Source organism: Streptomyces sp. NPDC042371 (genome assembly GCF_056437465.1).
In genome coordinates, this window is the sequence record NZ_JBWKAP010000003.1 from 1 (window position 1) to 15,554 (window position 15,554).

The following is a 15,554-nucleotide window of genomic DNA, read 5'->3' on the forward strand; positions in this document are numbered from 1 at the left end:
CCCGGTTACATTCCGAACCCGGAAGCTAAGCCTCACAGCGCCGATGGTACTGCAGGGGGGACCCTGTGGGAGAGTAGGACGCCGCCGAACTCATTTTAATAAGAGAGCTGGTCCCTGAACTTCGGTTCAGGGACCAGCTCTTTTTTGTTTTCTGTTACTTGCCGTTCACGTTGCGCAGCCAACATCCGGCACATGGGGACAGTTGGAATGTTGCGCGCCGCCGGTGTCGGTACCGGTGACGAGGTCGTCGTGCCCGCCTACGGGAACACCGAGGTGGCGGAAGCCGTGACCCTCGCGGGAGCGGTGCCCGTCTTCGCTGACATAGAGCCCAGCACGTACTGCCTGGATCCCGACGCCGTCGCCGCCGTGGTCACCCCGCGGACGGCCGCCGTCGTCGTCGTACACCGCTTCGGCAACCAGGCCGACGTGCGGCGGCTGCGGGACGTAGGACAGCGGCACGGTCTGCTCGTCCTGGAGCAGGGCGAGTCGGACGCTTCGTACGACGGGCTGTCGCGTCGGCGGGCGCATGCCGCGTATCTCAGCGGGCGGCTCAGCGGCGTCATGACGCCCGACGGCGGCGAGGGGCACAGCTACGAGCAGTACGTCGTGCGCGTGCCCGGGAACGGGCGGCCCGACCGGGACGCGTTCGCACGCGCCGTACGGGCCAAGGGCGTTGACTGCCATGTGCCGGTGAAGACCCCTGTGCACCGCATGCCGCAGTTCTGGCGGGACGTGCGGCTGCCCGAGACCGAACGGGCCGCGGACGAGACGCTGGCGCTGCCGGTCGGCGCGGCCATGACGCGGCGCGAACTCCAGCGCGTCGTGTCCGCGTGCAATGCGCTCGGTGGGCTTCTGCAGCCGGCCTTCTGAGCCCTACGCGGCCGGCCTGATGTGGGACTTGAAGAATTCCCACATCAGGTCGGTCGCGTTGATGCCTGCCGTCGGGTCGGACATTCCGCCGCCCGCGCCGTCCGGCCAGGCATGGCCCATGCCGGGCAGCCGATAGACGACCACGTGCGAGCCGTCCCGGCATTCGGCCGAGGTCTTCTTGATGTTCTTCTTCAGCTTGCCGGGGCGTCCCGCTCTGCAGGACAGGCGTCGCTGCCAGGTCTCGATGCCCTGGTCCATCGCGGCGAAGTAGCGGTCGGCGCCGCCGAGGAACGTGATGACGGAGACCGGGGTTTTCGGTACGTAGGACGCGTCCTCGGGGTCCTTGCCGAGATATCCGCCACTGACCGGGGCGATGGCCGCGAAGGTGTGGGGGAGTTCGACGGCGAGCTTGTACGCCATGTCGGCGCCGTTGGAGATGCCGGTGGCGTAGACGCGGCCCGGGTCGGCGTTCCACGTGCGGGTCAGGCGCTTCGTCATCGTACGGATGAAGCCGACATCGTCTTCGGAACCGCAGCAGATCAAGGCGTTGAAGCCTTTGTTGAGGCCGTCGGGATAGGCGACGAGGAAGTTCTCCTTGTCCGCCTTGGTGTTGAGTCCGCTGACGGCGGCCGCGGCTCTGCCGTCGCCCGGATACGGGTGCATGGCGACGACGAGCGGGAGGCTTTCGGCGCGGGAGAAGCCGGGTGGGGCGTGGACGGTGTAGCTGCGCCTTTGGCCCTTCCAGGAGATCGTGACCTTCTGGTCGCCGGGGCGTGGGGTCTCAGTGGCGGCTGTCGGTTCTTTGGTGGGGGTTTGGTCCGAGGCGCTGTTCGCCTCGTCGGACCCGCAGGCCGCGAGGGGCAGGAGCAACGCGGTGAGGGTCAGGGGATATGCGTACCTCAGATGCGTACCGCGTCGGGTCGGCATGCGCGCAGAGTGGCAGCGTCGGCGCGGGCGGTCCAGAGGAACGGACGGTTCGAGGCACCTTCGATTTCAGGTATGATCTATTCCGTTGCCGCGGGGAAAACCCCCAAGGACAACAGGCCCCTATAGCTCAGTCGGTAGAGCGTCTCCATGGTAAGGAGAAGGTCAGCGGTTCGATTCCGCTTGGGGGCTCAAGTCGGAAAGGCCTCCGCCCAGTTGGGCGGGGGCCTTTTTGGTATCCCGGGGGGACCGGGAGGCCGGGGCGCCGCTCGGCGGCGCCCCGGAACGCTCAGTCCTTCTGGAGGCCGGGGACCCGCATCGCGAGGATCGCCATGTCGTCCGACGGGGCGTCCGTGGCGAAGCGCTCCACCGCGCGCATGATGCGGCCCGCGACCGCGCCCGCCGTGAGGCCCGTGCAGGTCGTCAGGACGTCGGCGAGGCCGTCGTCGCCGAGCATGCGCGTTCCCTCGCGGCGCTCCGTGACGCCGTCGGTGACGCACAGCAGGACGTCGCCCGGGTCGAGCGTCATCGTCTGCTCGTACAGCTCCAGGTCGTCCATGACGCCGAGCAGGGGCTGCGGTTCCGCGTACGGCTCGACCGTGCCGTCCTGGCGCAGACGCAGCGGCAGCGGATGGCCGGCGCAGACGACCTTCAGGACCGCCGAGCCGTCCTCCTGGGGCCACAACTCGCCGTACAGGAGCGTCAGGAAGCGGCTGCGGGCTCCCTCGTCGAGGATCGCGGCATTGAGGCGTTCGAGGACCGCCGGGCCGCCGAAGCCCTCGCGGGCGAGCAGGCGCAGGGCGTGCCGGGCGAGGCCCGTGACGGCCGCGGCCTCCGGGCCCGTGCCGCAGACGTCGCCGATCGCGAAGCCGTACGCGCCGTCGCGGATCGGGAAGAGGTCGTAGAAGTCACCACCGACTTCGTTGCCCTCGCCTGCCGCGCGGTAGATGACCTCGACCTCGACACCCGGGACCTGCGGGAGCCCCGGTGGCAGCAGACTGCGCTGGAGGGACTGGCTGATGGCCATGCGCTCGGAGTAGAGGCGGGCGTTGTCGAGCGCCAGGGCGGCCCTGCGGGATAGATCTTCGGCCAATTCCAGGATCTCTTGGCGGAAGTGCTCGTCGGCAGGCTTGCCGAGGGTGAGCATCCCGATGACGCGGTTGCGGGCGACCAGCGGGAGGACCACGGTCTCGCCGCCCACCGCGGAGGCGGTGGAGAGCGTCGTGCCGATGCCCGAGCCGAGGGCCGGGGGTTCGCCCAGGCCCAGGCTGCGCATGGAGGTGCGCAGGGCGTCCTCGTGGGCGGCTTCGGAGGGGGCCGCCCAGACGCGGGCGCCCGGGGTGGGCACCGGGTCCGGTGGGGCGATCTTGGCGAGGAGGGCCTTGAGGCCGTCGATGCGCTCCTCGTCCTCGTGCAGGACGTACGAGAGGTAGGGCTCGGCGGACTGGTCGGCGATCGTGTAGACGGCGCACCAGGTGGCGAGCGTCGGGACCGTCATCTGGGCCATGAGGGCCAATGTCTGGTCCCGGTCGAGGGTGCCCGCGAGGAGGTCGGAGGCCTCGACGAGGAAGGAGAGCGAGCCGCGGCGGAGCCTTTCGAGCTCGCCGAGGCGGGCGGACTCCACGGCCAGGGCGATGCGGTCGGCGGCGAACTGGAGACGCAGGGCCTCCTCGTTCGAGTACCGCCCGGAGGCCTCGGCGGCGACGCCCAGGGAGCCCGTGAGGCGGCCCTCCACCTTCAGGGGGACCGTGACGACGGAGCGCATGCCGGTGCCGGAGAGCAGCGGGACGGCGCCCGGCACGACCGTGAGGTCCTCGTGGACGGCGGGCATGCGGGCGGAGCCGTAGCGTCCGGGGGCCGACTCGACCTGGACGCGGGCGAAGCGCTGGCGGGCCGACGGCAGGCCCGTCGAGGCGCGTACTTCGAGCTCGGTCTCGTCGTCGGTGGCCAGGAGCAGGAACGCCGCGTCGCCGTCGAGCATGTCGCGGGCGCGCTCGACGGTGCGCTGGAGCAGGCCGTCGAGGTCGTCGGGGGCCGGGGAGCCGATGAAGACCTCGAAGGGGTCCGCGGCGTGCGGCTCGCTGAGGGAGCCGGGGTCGGGGGCCGTGCCGCGCAGCGGGGTCTGGAGCACGGCGCGCTCGTCGTCGCGCACGAGGAGGCAGACCGTCGAAGGTTCGCCGTCGGAGTCGCGGACGCGCAGGTGCGAGGCGTACACGGGGATCACGCGGCCGTGGGTGTTGCGGACGCCGTAGCTGCCCTCCCAGCGGGAGAGCTGGAGGGCCTCGGCGATGCCGGTGCTGGTGCCCGGGGTGTGGGGCCAGGCCGCCAGGTCGTTGAGGGGCTTGCCGATGACCTGCTCGGCCACGTACCCGAAGAGCTCGCCTGCGTCTTCGTTCCAGGAGGAGATGGCGCCCAGGCGGTCGATCTGGATGACGGCGACGCGGACCCTGCCGTCGGCGATGGGCAGGAGGTCGGCCGGGAGCGCGGGGCCCGCGGCGCGGGTGCCCACGGAGCGCTGGGGCAGGTCGAGCTGGAACCAGACCTGTTTGTGCGTGGGGGTGTAGTCGACGCCCCAGCGGGTGGCGAGCGCGGCGCAGAGCTGGAGGCCGCGGCCGCCCTCGCGGTCGGGGCTGCCCATGTTCACGGAGGACTGCTGGAGCGGGATCTCGCGCTCCGGATAGTGGTCGGAGACCTCGATCCGGACGGCGTCCTCGCTGCGCAGGCACTCGACGTCGGCGGCCGTACCGGCGTGCACCACGGCGTTGGTGACCAGCTCGCTGGTGAGGACGACGGCATCGTCGACGACGTCGGAGAATCCCCAGCCCTGGAGGGTGTCGCGCACGAAGGAGCGGGCCGTCGCGACGGAACGCCCGACGGGGTCGAAGGTGGCAGCCGCACGCGCGGTGATCACAGCACTCCTCGTACGAGTATCGACAGTATCGACGGAGTCGACTGTATCGACGCCCAGTTCTCCCGAACCCATGGTGCGGCCGCCCCTCCGATGCCCGCTTGTTTCGTGTACCACCGCCCAGGCCGGGCAGGACCGGGGTGGTTGGACAGCCGGATGCAAGGTTACTTACCTTCGCCGTCCATGCTGATGCCGGTCGTCAGTGTTTCCGCCCGGAGGGTGTGCGGACGGTGTGCGAAGCTGCCGAACTGTTATGGCCTGGTTCGGCCATGGTGAAACACTGGGCAAGCTTCATGGAGACAGGGCAGAACAACCCGAGCAGTACCGGTCGACCCTTGCGGGAGGGACACAGTGGAGTCTGGCGCAGCGACGCGGGGCACTAAGACGCGCGCGAAAGACGGACAGTCCCTGAACAAACAGCGCAAACCGCGCAACGGGACGACGGCTTCCGTGGATGCGGCGGCTCTGAACAGGCTGCTGGCGGCCCTGGTGGCGATGCGGGACGGCAATTTCCGCAAGCGGCTGACGGTCTCCGGTGACGACGTCATGTCGGAGATCGCCGCGGTCTTCAATGAGGTGGCCGACCGGAATCTGCATCTGACGGGTGAGCTGTCGCGGGTGCGGCGCATGGTCGGACGTGAGGGAAAACTCACGGAACGACTGGAGGGCGGCGCCAGCGAGGGCTCCTGGGCGGCCGCGATCGACGCGTCGAACGCCCTGGTCGATGATCTTGTACGGCCGGTCTCCGAGGTCGGCCGGGTGCTTTCCGCGGTGGCGGACGGTGACCTGGAGCAGCGCATGGAGCTGCGGGCGCCGGGGGCCGACGGAAACGGTCATCCACTGCGCGGTGAGTTCCTGAAGGTCGGGCGGACGGTCAACAACCTCGTCGACCAGCTCTCCACGTTCACGGACGAGGTCACGCGCGTGGCCAGCGAGGTCGGCACCGAGGGCAAGCTCGGTGGTCAGGCCCGGGTGCGCGGGATGTCCGGTTCGTGGAAGGACCTCACGGACTCCGTGAACACCATGGCGTACCGCCTGACCGCGCAGGTCCGGGACATCGCGCTGGTGACGACGGCGGTGGCCAAGGGTGACCTGTCGCGGAAGGTCACGGTCCATGTCGCGGGCGAGATGCTGGAGTTGAAGAACACCGTCAACACGATGGTGGACCAGCTCTCGTCGTTCTCGTCCGAGGTGACGCGCGTCGCCCGCGAGGTCGGCACGGAGGGCGAGCTCGGCGGCCAGGCGCAGGTGCCGGGTGTGGCGGGCGTGTGGAAGGACCTCACCGACTCGGTGAACCTCATGGCGGGCAACCTCACCGCGCAGGTGCGCGGCATCGCCGAGGTCACGACGGCGGTCGCCAACGGTGACCTGTCCCGGAAGGTGACGGTGAGCGCGCGCGGCGAGGTCGCCCAGCTCGCCGAGACGATCAACCAGATGACCGAGACGCTGCGTACGTTCGCGGACGAGGTCACCCGGGTGGCGAACGAGGTCGGCGCCGAGGGGCAGCTGGGCGGGCAGGCCAATGTGCCGGGCGCCGCCGGGACGTGGAAGGACCTGACCGACTCGGTCAACACGGTCTTCCGGAACCTGACCACACAGGTGCGGGACATCGCGACGGTGACGACGGCGGTGGCGAACGGCGATCTGTCGCAGAAGGTCACGGTCGACGTCGCGGGCGAGATGCTCGAGCTGAAGAACACCGTGAACACGATGGTCGACCAGCTGTCGGCCTTCGGCTCCGAAGTGACGCGGGTGGCGCGGGAGATCGGTGTCGAGGGTGAGCTCGGCGGCCAGGCGCAGGTGCAGGGCGCGGCCGGTACGTGGAAGGACCTCACCGACTCGGTGAACACCGCCTTCCGCAACCTCACCGGGCAGGTCAGGAACATTGCGCAGGTGACGACGGCGGTCGCGAACGGCGATCTGTCGCAGAAGGTCACCGTGGACGTCTCCGGTGAGATGCTCCAGCTGAAGAACACCGTGAACACGATGGTGGACCAACTGTCGTCCTTCGCCGACCAGGTCACACGGATGGCGCGCGACGTGGGCACGGAGGGGCGCCTCGGCGGTCAGGCCCGTGTGGACGGCGTGAGCGGTACGTGGAAGGACCTGACCGACTCCGTCAACTTCATGGCGGGGAACCTGACGTCGCAGGTGCGTCAGATCGCGCAGGTGACGACGGCCGTGGCGCGCGGTGATCTCTCCCAGAAGATCGAGGTCGACGCCCGCGGCGAGATCCTGGAGCTGAAGAACACCATCAACACGATGGTCGACCAGCTCTCCGCCTTCGCCGACCAGGTGACCCGGGTGGCCCGCGAGGTGGGCACCGAGGGGCGCCTGGGCGGTCAGGCGCAGGTGCCCGGCGTGGCCGGTGTGTGGCGCGACCTGACGGACTCGGTGAACGGCATGGCCGGGAACCTCACCGCGCAGGTGCGCAACATCGCGCAGGTCGCGACGGCGGTGGCCCGCGGTGACCTGTCCCAGAAGATCGACGTGGACGCGCGCGGCGAGATCCTGGAGCTGAAGAACACCCTGAACACGATGGTGGACCAGCTGTCCGCCTTCGCCGAGCAGGTGACCCGGGTCTCCCGCGAGGTGGGCACGGACGGCATCCTCGGCGGCCAGGCCGAGGTCCAGGGCGTCTCGGGCACCTGGAAGGACCTCACGCAGTCCGTGAACGGCATGGCGAACAACCTCACCCTCCAGGTGCGGAACATCGCCGAGGTCACCACGGCCGTCGCCATGGGCGACCTCTCCAAGAAGATCACCGTCGACGCGAAGGGCGAGATCCTCGAACTCGTCACGACCGTCAACACGATGGTCGACCAGCTGTCGTCGTTCGCCGAGCAGGTGACGCGCGTGGCCCGCGAGGTGGGCACCGAGGGCCAGTTGGGCGGGCAGGCGCGGGTGCCGGGCGTCACGGGCATCTGGAAGGACCTGAGCGACAACGTCAACCTGATGGCCAACAACCTGACCAGCCAGGTGCGGAACATCTCCCAGGTCTCGGCGGCGGTCGCCAACGGAGACCTCACCAAGAAGGTCACGGTCGAGGCGCGTGGCGAGGTCGCGCAGCTGGCCGACACGGTCAACACCATGGTGACGACGCTGAGTTCGTTCGCCGACGAGGTCACGCGCGTGGCCCGCGAGGTGGGCACGGACGGCATCCTGGGCGGCCAGGCGCGGGTGCCGGGCGTCTCCGGTACGTGGAAGGACCTCACCGAGTCCGTGAACTCGATGGCGTCCAACCTGACCGGTCAGGTCCGCAACATCGCGATGGTCACCACCGCGATCGCCAAGGGTGATCTGACCAAGAAGATCGACATCGACGCCCGGGGCGAGATCCTGGAGCTCAAGACCACCATCAACACGATGGTCGACCAGCTGTCGTCGTTCGCCGAGCAGGTCACCCGCGTCGCCCGCGAGGTGGGCACGGAGGGCCAGCTGGGCGGTCAGGCTCGGGTGCGGGACGTCGACGGCACGTGGCGCGACCTCACCGAGTCCGTGAACGAGATGGCGGGGAACCTGACCCGTCAGGTGCGCGCCATCGCGAAGGTCGCCACCGCGGTGACCCGCGGCGACCTCAACCTGAAGATCGAGGTCGACGCGGCCGGTGAGATCCAGGTCCTGCAGGACAACATCAACACCATGATCGCGAACCTGCGCGACACGACCCTCGCCAACAAGGAACAGGACTGGCTCAAGGGCAACCTCGCGCGGATCTCCGGCCTGATGCAGGGCCGCCGCGATCTGGACGACGTGGCCTCGCTGATCATGAGCGAGCTGACGCCGGTGGTCTCCGCGCAGCACGGCGCGTTCTTCCTGGCGATGCCCACGGACGACGGGCAGGATCTCGGGGGCGACCACGAGGATGCGTACGAGCTGCGGATGCTCGGCAGCTACGGCTACTCGATGGGGTCCATGCCGACGTCCTTCCGGCCCGGCGAGACGCTCATCGGGACGGCCGCCAAGGAGCGGCGCACCATCCTCGTGGAGAACGCGCCCTCCGGCTACCTGCGGATCGCGTCCGGCCTGGGGGAGGCGCCGCCCGCGCAGGTCATCGTGCTCCCGGTGCTCTTCGAGGGGACCGTGCTCGGGGTGATCGAGCTGGCCGCCTTCCAGCCCTTCACGCAGATCCAGAAGGACTTCCTCAGCCAGATCGCCGAGATGATCGCGACGAGCGTCAACACCATCAGCGTCAACACCAAGACCGAGGTGCTGCTCAAGCAGTCGCAGGAGCTGACCGAGCAACTGCGGGAGCGCTCGGCCGAGTTGGAGAACCGGCAGAAGGCCCTCCAGGACTCGAACGCCGAGCTGGAGGAGAAGGCCGAGCTGCTGGCCCAGCAGAACCGTGACATCGAGGTCAAGAACACCGAGATCGAAGAGGCCAGGCAGGTCCTGGAGGAGCGGGCCGAGCAGCTCGCGGTCTCGATGCGCTACAAGTCCGAGTTCCTCGCGAACATGTCGCACGAGCTGCGCACGCCGCTCAACTCGCTGCTGATCCTCGCCAAGTTGCTCGCCGACAACGCCGACGCGAACCTCACCCCGAAGCAGGTCGAGTTCGCCGAGACGATCCACGGCGCGGGCTCGGACCTGCTGCAGCTCATCAACGACATCCTCGACCTGTCGAAGGTCGAGGCGGGCAAGATGGACGTCTCCCCGACGCGCATCGCCCTTGTCCAACTCGTTGACTACGTAGAGGCCACTTTCCGGCCGCTGACCGCGGAGAAGGGACTCGACTTCTCCGTAAGGGTGTCCCCGGAACTTCCCGCGACGCTGCACACGGACGAGCAGCGCCTGCTGCAGGTGCTGCGCAACCTGCTGTCGAACGCGGTGAAGTTCACCGACTCCGGAGCGGTCGAGCTGGTGATCCGGCACGCCAACAACGACGTGCCCAACGCGATCCGCGAGCAGCTCCTGGAAGCGGGTTCGCTGCGGGACGCCGACGCCGACCTGATCGCCTTCTCGGTGACGGACACCGGCATCGGCATCGCCGCCAGCAAGATGCGCGTCATCTTCGAGGCGTTCAAGCAGGCCGACGGCACGACCAGCAGGAAGTACGGCGGCACCGGCCTCGGCCTCTCCATCAGCCGGGAGATCGCGCGGCTGCTGGGCGGCGAGATCCACGCGCAGAGCGAGCCGGGACGCGGTTCCACCTTCACCCTCTATTTGCCGCTGCACCCGAGCGAACTGCCGCCCCAGGGCTATGCACAGCTGGCCCCCTCGCCCCAGCCGCGCGAACTGCCCGCTCTGGAGGAGGCTCCCGCCGCCGAGGGCACCGCACAGCCGGAGATCGCTCCGGTGCGCCGTGAGGAGCCGCTGGGGACCTCCGCGCTCTTCCGGAGGCGGCGCCGTTCCGCGTCCGCGCAGGAGCCCTCGGTGCTGCCGGGGCAGCCGGTCAGCGGAGCCCAGGAGGAGCAGCGGGCGCAGGAGCCGTGGCCGACCGCGGGCCAGGAGACACCGGCCGCGGCGCGGCCCGGTTTCCACTTCGGCGGCGAGAAGGTGCTGATCGTCGACGACGACATCCGTAACGTCTTCGCGCTCACCAGCGTCCTGGAGCAGCACGGTCTCGCGGTGCTGTACGCGGAGAACGGCCGTGAAGGCATTGAAGTGCTGGAACAGCACGACGATGTGACGGTTGTTCTGATGGACATCATGATGCCCGAGATGGACGGGTACGCGACGACGACGGCGATCCGCAGGATGCCGCAGTTCGCCGGGCTCCCGATCATCGCGCTCACCGCGAAGGCGATGAAGGGCGACCGGGAGAAGGCGATCGACTCCGGAGCTTCCGATTACGTTACGAAGCCGGTCGACCCGGATCACCTGTTGTCGGTGATGGAGCAGTGGATGCGCGATCAGTGACCGAGAACCGGCTTCGTCACACGGAGTTGCTGACAGAGTGTGGCGGAGGTCGTGTAGAACCGCGGTATTCGGGGAACCTTCTGGTCTCCCACCGCGTTTCTGCTACGTGCACAGTGACATCGCGGTGACAGGGTGTGGCGACAGGCGGGGTGCGGCTACCATGACCGGCACAAGGACGGGCGGCGCAAGGGAGTCGTCCTCTGGGGCGGCGCCCGGTGTTTCGCCGGGGCGAGGAGGGCGGGCCATGGTGCAGAAGGCCAAGATCCTCCTGGTCGATGACCGGCCGGAGAATCTGCTGGCGCTGGAGGCCATCCTCTCTGCGCTCGATCAGACACTGGTGCGGGCATCGTCCGGGGAGGAAGCGCTCAAAGCACTACTCACGGACGACTTCGCGGTCATTCTGCTGGACGTCCAGATGCCAGGAATGGACGGTTTCGAAACCGCGGCGCACATCAAGCGGCGGGAGCGGACCCGGGACATCCCGATCATCTTCCTCACCGCCATCAACCACGGGCCGCACCACACCTTCCGCGGGTATGCCGCGGGCGCTGTGGACTACATCTCCAAGCCGTTCGACCCGTGGGTGCTGCGCGCGAAGGTCTCGGTGTTCGTCGAGCTGTACATGAAGAACTGCCAACTGCGGGAGCAGGCGGCGCTGCTGCGGCTCCAGCTGGAGGGCGGCGGCAAGGCGGCGGCCGGTGACGCGAAGGAGCCCGCGGGGCTGCTCGCCGAGCTGTCGGCGCGGCTCGCCGCGGTCGAGGAGCAGGCCGAGGCGCTCTCCAAACAGCTGGACGACGAGTCGGCGGACGCGGCGGCGGTGGCCACGGCGGCCCATCTCGAACGCAAACTCACCGGTCTGCGGCGGGCTCTTGACGCCTTGGAGCCGGGCACCGGCACCGGCGCCCCTTCGGTCCCCTCGCAGAACTGACGCGGCGCGAAGCCTCACTGACGAGGTTTCGTGCCGCGGGCACCCGGTGAATCACCGTCAGTTCTCCGCCTCCACAGGGGCGACACGAACGGGTGAAGCAGTGGGCACACGTGTCCGCAGTGGCTCGCACCGGTAACCTCACACCCATGGCCTCACGTCAGTCCGCAGCCAAGAAGACGCCCGCAAAGAAGGCGGCCGCGCCGACGAAGGCTCCGGCGAAGAAGGCCGCTGCCAGACCGCCCGCGAAGAAAACCGCGGCAAAGAAGGCGCCCGCGAAGAAGGCACCGGCCAAGAAGGCCGCTGCCAAGAAGCCCGCGCCCAAGCCGGCGCCCAGCCCCACAGGGGGCGTGTACCGGCTCGTGCGCGCCGTCTGGCTGGGCCTGGCGCACGGGGTCGGCGCGATGTTCCGCGGCATAGGGCGGGGCGCCAAGGGCCTCGACCCGGCCCACCGCAAGGACGGCCTCGCGCTCCTGCTGCTCGGTATCGCGCTGATCTGCGCGGCGGGCACCTGGTCGAACCTGCGCGGCCCGGTCGGCGACCTCGTCGAGGTCCTGGTGACCGGCGCGTTCGGCCGCCTCGACCTGCTGGTGCCGCTGCTGCTCGGCGCCATCGCCGTACGGCTCATCCGGCACCCGGAGAAGCCCGAGGCCAACGGCCGCATCGTGATCGGCCTGTCCGCCCTCGTCATCGGCGTCCTCGGCCAGGTCCACGTCGCCTGTGGCTCACCGGCCCGCAGCGACGGCATGCAGGCCATAAGGGACGCAGGCGGCCTGATCGGCTGGGGCGCCTCCACACCCCTGATCTTCACCATGGGCGAGATCCTCGCGGTGCCGCTCCTGGTGCTCCTCACCGTCTTCGGACTGCTCGTCGTCACGGCGACGCCCGTCAACGCCATCCCGCAGCGGCTGCGGCTGCTAGGGGTCAAGCTCGGCGTGATCCAGCCGGAACCCGAGGCCTACGACTTCACGGACGACGACGAGCGCTACGACGAGCAGTGGCGCGAGGCGCTGCCCGAGCGCCCCTCGCGCAGGCGCAGCCCCGCCCCGGACGCGTACGACCCCGACCACGCCGAGGAAGAGGCGCTCACGAAGCGCCGCAGGCCGCGCAGGGCACCCGTACAGCCGGACATGGACCGGCCGATGGACGCCGTGGACGTGGCGGCCGCCGCGGCCGCCGCCCTGGACGGCGCCGTGATGCACGGCATGCCTCCCTCGCCGCTGGTCGCCGATCTGACGCAGGGCGTCTCCGGGGAGCGGGAGGAGCGCGGACAGCGCGAGGAGCGGGACCACAAGGCGCCTGTGCCGCCCGCGCGCGCTACGGACGCGCCGGTGCCCGGCAAGCTCAAGAAGAAGCCGCAGGAGGCCGCCGACAGCCCCGTGCCGGACCTCACCAAGTCCGCGCCCGAGACCCACCGCGAGCTGCCGCCGCGAGCCGAGCAGCTCCAGCTCGCCGGCGACATCACCTACTCGCTGCCCTCGCTCGACCTCCTGGAGCGCGGCGGCCCCGGCAAGACCCGCAGCGCGGCCAACGACGCGGTCGTGGACTCGCTGACGAACGTCTTCACCGAGTTCAAGGTCGACGCCGCCGTCACCGGCTTCACGCGCGGCCCGACGGTCACGCGCTACGAGATCGAGCTCGGCCCCGCCGTGAAGGTCGAGAAGATCACGGCACTGGCCAAGAACATCGCGTACGCCGTCGCGTCCCCGGACGTCCGGATCATCTCGCCCATCCCCGGCAAGTCCGCGGTCGGCATCGAGATCCCGAACACCGACCGCGAGATGGTCAACGTGGGGGACGTGCTGCGCCTGGCCGACGCGGCCGAGGACGACCACCCCATGCTCGTCGCGCTCGGCAAGGACGTCGAGGGCGGCTATGTGATGGCCAACATGGCGAAGATGCCGCACATCCTGGTGGCCGGAGCCACTGGATCCGGCAAGTCGTCCTGCATCAACTGCCTGATCACGTCGATCATGATAAGAGCGACGCCCGAGGACGTCCGGATGGTCCTCGTGGACCCCAAGCGCGTCGAGCTCACCGCGTACGAGGGCATTCCGCACCTGATCACGCCGATCATCACCAACCCCAAGCGGGCCGCCGAGGCGCTCCAGTGGGTCGTCCGCGAGATGGACCTGCGCTACGACGACCTCGCGGCGTTCGGCTACCGGCACATCGACGACTTCAACCAGGCCGTGCGCGACGGCAAGCTCAAGACGCCCGAGGGCAGCGAGCGCGAGCTCAAGGCCTACCCGTACCTGCTGGTGATCGTCGACGAGCTCGCCGACCTGATGATGGTCGCGCCGCGCGACGTCGAGGACTCGATCGTGCGCATCACGCAGCTCGCGCGCGCCGCCGGAATCCACCTCGTGCTCGCCACCCAGCGCCCGTCCGTGGACGTCGTCACCGGCCTGATCAAGGCGAACGTGCCCTCCCGGCTCGCCTTCGCGACCTCCTCGCTCGCCGACAGCCGCGTCATCCTCGACCAGCCGGGCGCGGAGAAGCTCATCGGCAAGGGCGACGGACTGTTTCTGCCGATGGGCGCGAACAAGCCCACCCGTATGCAGGGCGCCTTCGTCACCGAGGACGAGATCCACGCGGTCGTCCAGCACTGCAAGGACCAGATGGCGCCCGTCTTCAGGGACGACGTCACCGTCGGCACCAAGCAGAAGAAGGAGATCGACGAGGACATCGGCGACGACCTCGATCTGCTCTGTCAGGCCGCTGAGCTGGTGGTTTCCACACAGTTCGGGTCCACGTCCATGCTGCAGCGCAAGCTGCGCGTCGGCTTCGCCAAGGCCGGGCGGCTGATGGACCTGATGGAGTCGCGCTCCATCGTGGGGCCGAGCGAGGGGTCCAAGGCTCGTGACGTTCTTGTGAAACCTGATGAGCTGGACGGCGTGCTCGCGGTGATCCGCGGGGAGGCTCACCCAGAAGGGTGAGCAAGGCTCACCCGTAAGGGAAGGGCAGGCAACCGTTTCTCTTCGGCATACGTCAAGTTGAGGGAGAGAAGAGCACGATGTCCCACCATCAGGATGTCCGGCCATTCTGATGGCGTACAAAGTCCGTCCGCCCGGTTGCCCCACCCTTTCAAGGCCCCCCTAAACTGAACCTCCGGCAGGTGGCTACACGCTCGAAAGGCGCCCCCGTGTCCATCGGCAACTCCCCTGAAGACGACCAACCTTCGGACGACCGCCTCGACCGCACCGACAGCGTCACGGACGAGAGTCCGGCCGACGAGAGCCGGGCGGGCGACCGACCGGCCGAGGAACGGCCCTCGATCGGCCGCGTCCTGCAGCAGGCCCGCGTCGACGCCGGTCTGACCGTCGACGAAGTCAGCACGTCCACCCGAGTGCGCGTCCCGATCGTGTACGCGATCGAACAGGACGACTTCTCCCGGTGCGGCGGCGATGTGTACGCCCGCGGCCACATCAGGACGCTGGCCCGCGCCGTCGGCCTCGACCCGAACCCGCTGGTCGCCCAGTACGACGAGGGCCACGGCGGCCACCCGCCCGCGCCCACACCGGCTGCGCCCCTCTTCGAGGCCGAGCGCATCCGCTCCGAGCCGCGCCGCCCGAACTGGACCGCGGCCATGGTCGCCGCGATCGTCGCGGTGATCGGCTTCGTCGGCTTCACCGCGTTCGGTGGCGGCGACGACAGCGACGACGGCTCCAAGTCGGTCGCCGAAGGCGCCACCGCGGCCCCGACCAAGTCCGCCGAGAAGCCCAAGCCCACCAAGCCCGCCGACCCCAAGCCCGATCCCTCGGACAGCGCCATCGCCGGGGTCCCGCGCGACAAGGTCACGGTCAAGGTCCAGGCCGCGGACGGCCGCAGCTGGATCTCGGCCAAGGACCACAGCGGCCGCACGCTCTTCGACGGCGTCCTCGAGCAGGGCCAGGACAAGACGTTCCAGGACAAGCAGAAGGTCGACCTCGTCCTCGGCGACGCCGGAGCGATCGAGCTGTATGTGAACGGCAAGCAGGTCGAGAACGAATTCGAGCCCGGCCAGGTGGAGCGCCTCACGTACACGAAGGGCGACCCCGAGGTCGGCTGACAGCCTCCCGTACCGCC

At 69.2% G+C, this 15,554-nt stretch carries 7 protein-coding genes, 1 tRNA gene and 1 rRNA gene; 7 read left to right on the forward strand and 2 right to left on the reverse strand.

Annotation, left to right across the window (positions count from 1 at the left end; translation table 11 throughout):
• Positions 1–90 (forward strand): 5S ribosomal RNA (rrf, locus tag AC068B_RS09760); the annotation flags it as partial.
• A 117-nt stretch (positions 91–207) separates the two neighbouring features.
• Positions 208–870: a DegT/DnrJ/EryC1/StrS family aminotransferase gene (locus AC068B_RS09765; RefSeq protein ID WP_478671239.1), complete on the forward strand. Its 663-nt coding sequence runs from the start codon at positions 208–210 to the stop codon at positions 868–870.
• A 3-nt stretch (positions 871–873) separates the two neighbouring features.
• Here AC068B_RS09765 and AC068B_RS09770 read toward each other — a convergent pair whose 3' ends face one another.
• A complete protein-coding gene (locus AC068B_RS09770; protein WP_478670325.1) occupies positions 874–1,797 on the reverse strand; it encodes an extracellular catalytic domain type 1 short-chain-length polyhydroxyalkanoate depolymerase in 924 nt (307 codons plus the stop codon).
• 116 nt (positions 1,798–1,913) lie between these two features.
• Between AC068B_RS09770 and AC068B_RS09775 the strand changes: the two genes are divergently transcribed.
• Positions 1,914–1,986 (forward strand) — tRNA-Thr (locus AC068B_RS09775).
• A gap of 97 nt (positions 1,987–2,083) precedes the next feature.
• Here AC068B_RS09775 and AC068B_RS09780 read toward each other — a convergent pair.
• A complete protein-coding gene (locus AC068B_RS09780; RefSeq protein ID WP_478670328.1) occupies positions 2,084–4,705 on the reverse strand; it encodes a SpoIIE family protein phosphatase in 2,622 nt (873 codons plus the stop codon).
• A 348-nt stretch (positions 4,706–5,053) separates the two neighbouring features.
• On the opposite strand from AC068B_RS09780, the gene AC068B_RS09785 reads away from it, so the two are divergent.
• From AC068B_RS09785 to AC068B_RS09800, 4 genes are all read left to right on the forward strand, one after another.
• Positions 5,054–10,561 carry a HAMP domain-containing protein gene (locus AC068B_RS09785; RefSeq protein ID WP_478670331.1) on the forward strand — a complete coding sequence of 1,836 codons (5,508 nt, stop codon included), beginning with the start codon at positions 5,054–5,056 and terminating at the stop codon, positions 10,559–10,561.
• 244 nt (positions 10,562–10,805) lie between these two features.
• Positions 10,806–11,489, forward strand: coding sequence for a response regulator (locus AC068B_RS09790; protein WP_055564115.1), 684 nt, complete (start codon positions 10,806–10,808; stop codon positions 11,487–11,489).
• Between the two features lie 146 nt (positions 11,490–11,635).
• A complete protein-coding gene (locus AC068B_RS09795; RefSeq protein WP_478670333.1) occupies positions 11,636–14,425 on the forward strand; it encodes a DNA translocase FtsK in 2,790 nt (929 codons plus the stop codon).
• 206 nt (positions 14,426–14,631) lie between these two features.
• Positions 14,632–15,537, forward strand: coding sequence for a helix-turn-helix domain-containing protein (locus AC068B_RS09800; RefSeq protein ID WP_478670334.1), 906 nt, complete (start codon positions 14,632–14,634; stop codon positions 15,535–15,537).
• Positions 15,538–15,554 lie beyond the last annotated feature (17 nt).

Coding starts and splice junctions, on each gene's coding strand:
- AC068B_RS09790 (WP_055564115.1), top strand. CDS start 10,806: ATGGTGCAGAAGGCCAAGATCCTCCTGGTCGATGACCGGCCGGAGAAT.
- AC068B_RS09795 (WP_478670333.1), top strand. CDS start 11,636: ATGGCCTCACGTCAGTCCGCAGCCAAGAAGACGCCCGCAAAGAAGGCG.
- AC068B_RS09765 (WP_478671239.1), top strand. CDS start 208: ATGTTGCGCGCCGCCGGTGTCGGTACCGGTGACGAGGTCGTCGTGCCC.
- AC068B_RS09770 (WP_478670325.1), bottom strand. CDS start 1,797: ATGCCGACCCGACGCGGTACGCATCTGAGGTACGCATATCCCCTGACC.